Here is a 2,577-nt window from a genome sequence, read left to right on the forward strand (position 1 = left end):
GATATCTTGATTGGATATCTTGATTGTATTCTTATAAAACAGATTGCCCTTCACATTCAACTGTGATTGATTAAATTCCAAAGGCGCTCTAAATTCTCTATATCAGATATTTTTATCATCTATCAATTTCTATCATACCTCTTCAATAGCNTGCTGAATATTAGCGATAATATCGTAATAGATACACCAATAATAAAAAGATTAAAAGTATTGTTAGGATTTAAAACTACTGAGAAAAAAACAGTACCTAGTGGCATAAAAAGAATAGCTACCGTAAAGATGATTCCAAATACTCTGCCAAGAAACTCATTATCTACGTCTCTTTGAACAATAGAGAAAAATTGGATATTAAAAATGGAAAGAAATAGACTAAATAATGCTGGAGAAAAGGCTAAAATAATGACGTTGCGGAACATATAATAGAGCGGCGCTACTAGCATTAACATCAAACCTGAATATGCTAAAAAGAGCATTAAACGTTTGCTTGACAAGGATTTATTGATAAATCCACTTAATATCGCACCAATAAAGCCACCAATCGCTTCGGCTGTTAAAAAGGTTCCATATAGCCCACTTGAAATACTTCCAAACATTTGATTACTGTATGGCAGCAACAAATTATAGGCTGCTAGAAAAAAGTTAACAAGTGCTGAAAGGGCAATTATAATAAGAATTTGTTTATGACTATATACATACGTAAATCCTATTTTTAAATCATCAAAGATTCCTCTTATCGTCATATTCTCTTTTGTCTCCACCTCCTCATTTACAGGAGTAATGAAGAAAATTAGTGAGGTAGCAATTAAAAACGATAATCCATCTAATAATAACACACCATGTATTCCAAGTAACTTATATAAGAAAATTGCAATCATAGGAATTGTTACTTTAATCACAGTACTTGTTGTTTCTAACAATGAATTAAGTTGTGATATACTGTCCTTTTTTACAATTTCTTTCGTAAAAGCTTTGTATGATGGCCCTGAAAAAGCACTCATAAAAGCCAAAATGACATTTGTTATGACTATCGCATAAACCAACCATTGTTCTTGGGATATAAATGAAAGAGTTATGCAAGAAAGACCACATAAGATGTTTGTAGCAATAATAATTTTTTTCCGATTGAAGCTATCTGCAATGACTCCACCGAATAAATTAAATAGAACTCCTATCACACTTTCTAATGATTGATAGATAGCAACCAACGATAGTGACGTTGGATTGATCCCTGCAAGAAATCTGTTATTAGCGTAGTCAAACATAACATCTCCTATTCGAGATATACCTTTACTATACACCAAGTATAGAATATTTTTTTTCATATTATTCATTTTATAGACCTTTAAAATTCTCGGGTACGACAACTATTAACTGAAATTATTAAATAAAAAATACTTTGTTCAAATATCAATCTTTTTGTTAATCATATTGAAAAATATCTCGTGTAAAAACTTTTGAGTTATATTTCATCAGAATGTCATCTATTCTATTAGCAACTATAATATCAGAATGAGCACTAAACTCATTAAAATCATTAATTATAGGGCAATCCAAAAACATTTTGTCTTTAATTAAAGGCTCAAATATTACAACATCTCTGCCACTTCTTTTTATATGTCTAACAACATCAATTGTAGAAGATTCTCTGCAATTATCTGACTCTTTTTTTGAATTAATTCTATAAATTCCTATGGTTTTAGCTGAGCTATTTAAAATCATTTTTGCTATATGAACTTTTCTAAATAAATTAGACTTGTTTATACTTGTAATAATTGGCGCAGAAATATCTTTAAAATGATACTCTAATTGCTTAACATCTTTAGGAAGACAGTAACCACCAAAACCGAATGAAGGATTATTATACGAATTTCCTATTCTCCAATCGTACCCCATCCCCTCAATAATTTTTTTAGAGTCTAAATTCTGCATCTCAGCAAATGTATCCAACTCATTAAAAAAAGCAATTTTTTGTGCTAAGTATGCATTCGAAAATAGCTTTATCGCTTCTGCTTCAGAAGACCCAATTAATAAAGTTGGCAAGTTTTCTTCAACTGCTATTTTCATCATTATGTCTAAAAATAATTGAGAATTTTTAGATTCATTACCAACAATAATCCTCGAAGGATACAATTGATCATGAATAGTATAACCTTCCCGAAGGAACTCAGGAGAAAAAATTATATCATTATAGTTAAAACGATTTCTTAAATATTTGGTAAAACCTATTGGAACTGTTGACTTTACAACAATTGTAGCCTTTTTATTTATCTTTAAAATATTATCTATTGTAATTTCGACATAGGAAGTATCAAGCTTATTCATTTTCAGATTGGTTGGCAATGCCAATATTATAAAAGTTGCATCCTTATAAGCCAATTCTTCAGATGTAGTTGCATTAATATTTTTTGCCTCATGCAAAAATTTCTTTATAGCATTCTCTTTTAGAGGAGATTGCCTTTTATTTATTAAATCAACTTTTTTATTGTCAATATCAAAAAAAGTAACTACATGTTCTCTTGCAAGTAGTACCCCTATTGATAACCCAACATATCCAACACCTACGACTGTGATTTTCAT

The 2,577-nt window shown here is 29.8% G+C and carries 2 protein-coding genes; both read right to left on the reverse strand.

What is annotated here, in order from left to right:
• Positions 1 to 122: 122 nt before the first annotated feature.
• The gene (locus D8872_RS10540; RefSeq protein ID WP_125390877.1) at positions 123 to 1,331 is read right to left on the reverse strand and encodes an MFS transporter; all 1,209 of its coding nucleotides are present in this window, start codon (positions 1,329 to 1,331) and stop codon (positions 123 to 125) included.
• Positions 1,332 to 1,419: 88 nt separating this feature from the next.
• A complete protein-coding gene (locus tag D8872_RS10545) occupies positions 1,420 to 2,577 on the reverse strand; it encodes a nucleotide sugar dehydrogenase (RefSeq protein WP_037612952.1) in 1,158 nt (385 codons plus the stop codon).

This window comes from Streptococcus cristatus (assembly GCF_003943815.1).
GTDB classification, from domain to species: Bacteria; Bacillota; Bacilli; order Lactobacillales; family Streptococcaceae; genus Streptococcus; species Streptococcus cristatus_F.